2 protein-coding genes are annotated in these 2,294 nt (G+C 48.8%); both read right to left on the bottom strand.

Features of this window, described 5'->3' with window-relative positions; translation table 11 throughout:
* Nucleotides 1-205: 205 nt before the first annotated feature.
* Nucleotides 206-1,615, bottom strand: a complete 1,410-nt coding sequence (locus CSQ89_RS21140) for a collagenase (RefSeq protein ID WP_099407937.1) — start codon at nt 1,613-1,615, stop codon at nt 206-208.
* A 266-nt stretch (nt 1,616-1,881) separates the two neighbouring features.
* A partial coding sequence (locus tag CSQ89_RS21145; protein ID WP_143747125.1) for an IS110 family transposase occupies nt 1,882-2,294 on the bottom strand: 413 nt, incomplete at its 5' end.

The raw sequence follows: 2,294 nt of genomic DNA on the forward strand, positions 1-2,294 counted from the left end.
GAGTCGTGCCGCTAAGGATTGGAAGACGGCGATGAACCAATTCGCTATTCTTTACGCGGACCGGTTTATTCGGCCATCCGTGTGAATCTCAAACCCGCCCTGAACACGGAAATCCTGACACCCCCCTATCGAGAAATGCCATTTCTGAGCGATTGATAAAGAAATATCCCCCTGGGCCGTCAGGCTCAGAGGGATAGCACTTTAATTACTGCCAGTATGCCGAGGAACGTCCATCTACATTAATCCAAGGTTGATTTGGTGTGCAGCTTGCAGGGACACAGGTACTACCATAAACCGGATAGGTTTGCGTGGTTGCGCCATCCACAGTCACCGTGAAGCTATAGCTCTGACCATGAAATACGGCTTTGTCGCCATGTCGATACTGATGAAACTTGTCAAAAGTATCTACCGCGCTCGAACCTCCCCCACTCGTTGTACCACTCCCACTAGTGGTACCACCCGTTGCTACCTGGCCTTCCAGCCAGAACGCGTGAACACGATTGTCACTGTTCCTGAAAGGGGTCTGGCTTGTGCAGGTAATCGGGGCACATGTACTGCCGTAGACAGGGGGATATTCACTGCTCCGCTTGCCATCAACCAACACGCTGTAGGTGTACGTCTTTCCTTCGAATACCGCTTGATCCAGATTTCGATACCCCTTACTAGCGTCGAATTGGCCCGTGCTATTGGTTGTACCACCGTCAGTTGTACCGCCACCGCCCGTGCCACTACCGGTGGAACCACCACTTCCGGGCAGCCAGTAACCCACTTGATTACTCCAGCGAAAGGGTGTGGTTTGATTACAAATCAGAGGATTACAACGCCAGCCTGTTGTTGAGCCTTTGCCACTGGCCTTGTCTCTCTCTAACAAAGAATAGGTATAGGCATTTCCGTAAATCTGTACCGTATCATTGTGTTTGTATTCGCTATCCTTACCAAAAGTTATCTTACCTACCCCTCTATTCAACGTTGCTGCATTTCGCCCTCCACCATATTTAGCTCCGGAAAAATCCCCGCCAACGCTTACCGTCTCTAACCACTGATTAAATTCACTGTCATAGCGCGTACCGATGTCACTAAAGATTAATTTTCGATAGGCTGCAGGCTGGTTATTCCGCAGCATAACCAACATACTTTCTATGTCATTACGATGTCGCTCAAACATAAACCTCACCCCTAAGTACCCCCAGGTATAAGCGCGACCAAAATAATCACTCATATCATAACTGTGATTAAATATGTCGCTGAGCGTATAGGTTTTTTTGCGTGCGGCTTCTATTGCATCAGGATAAGAATTTTGCTTGGAAAAATATTCTGCAACACCTTCTTGCCACCAGACAAAGCGTTTCTCTTCATTACTAAAGTCAGCATAATCACCTTGATTAAATACATTATCCAAATAATGGATAAATTCATGCTTCAAATTCCAGATATATTGCCCTTCCAACTCATTCGTCCCATCAACACCATTTTTATGGTATGCCCAAAAATGCTGAATATTACCAACATTAGTTGCATCACCTTCTAGTGAATACCCCCCATTATTAGTATCGATCTTAAAGACAGCTCTACCAAATTTCGTATAATCCTTATATGGACCCCACCTCGTTTGCAAGCATCCCGGTCTTTGGCTGGAAGGTTCGACTGCTCACGTATATCCGGCCTCTTACAACAGCATCGAACTATCAATGCAGGGCCATGATGGGCTATTCGCGCGCCAATTCCCTATCGCTTTGTCGTGCTTCTCGCACCTAGACATTCTCGGGGTTTATCAGCGCCGGTTCGACCTGTTTGCCATCCTTCGGGTTGCTCAGCAATCGAAGTTGATCTGCTCCTTTGTGTGACTATTCGTACTTCTAATAAACCGGATTTTGGCTTGGGCTAGCCCAAGTTGAAATCCGGTTGGTACTCGGTTTGGTTTTGCATCATCGCCCACGCAATGCGTATGGTCTTGTTGGCCAAGGCCGCCACTGCCACATTCGCATGGCGACGCTCTCCAAGCCCGGTGATCCATCGGCTTAGCTTGTCTGTCTTGTGTTTGGCGGCTCGCATCGCCGAGCGTGCACCGTGAATCAGCAATGTCCGTAGGTAGGCATCGCCTCGTTTCGAGATACCAAGCAGTCGCGATTTACCTCCCGAACTGTGCTGGGCCGGCGTAATGCCGATCGAAGCAGACATCTGCCTGCCATTCTTGAACTGCGTTGCATCTCCTACCGAGGCAATGATCGCCGTGGCAATCAGTGGACCGACACCCGGAAGTTGCATCAACCTTTTCGCGGTTGGCTGACTCTGGG

Origin of the sequence: Chitinimonas sp. BJB300, from assembly GCF_002735695.1 — a bacterium.
In the GTDB taxonomy this organism is placed as follows: Bacteria; Pseudomonadota; Gammaproteobacteria; order Burkholderiales; family Chitinimonadaceae; genus Chitinimonas.